We start from the raw sequence: 276 nt of genomic DNA, 5'->3' as shown, positions 1-276 counted from the left end.
GACTTCGACGCCGAGGTGTACATTCTGTCCAAAGAAGAAGGTGGTCGTCACACTCCTTTCTTCAAGGGCTACCGTCCTCAGTTCTACTTCCGTACAACTGACGTGACCGGCACCATCGAGCTGCCAGAAGACAAGGAAATGGTTCTGCCAGGCGACAACATTTCGATGAAAGTGTCCCTGATCGCTCCTATCGCCATGGAAGAAGGTCTGCGCTTCGCTATTCGCGAAGGCGGCCGTACCGTTGGCGCTGGCGTGGTTGCAAAAATCATCAAGTAA

General features: G+C 53.3%; 1 pseudogene. It reads left to right on the top strand.

The annotated features are described in order from the left end of the window. Window positions 1–276, top strand: a pseudogene (tuf, locus tag WFM49_RS18575) (elongation factor Tu); the annotation flags it as partial.

It is taken from the genome of Alcaligenes sp. PF14, from assembly GCF_037150615.1.
GTDB lineage: Bacteria > Pseudomonadota > Gammaproteobacteria > Burkholderiales > Burkholderiaceae_B > Alcaligenes > Alcaligenes phenolicus.
This window is presented reverse-complemented; position numbering and strand designations above follow the sequence as displayed.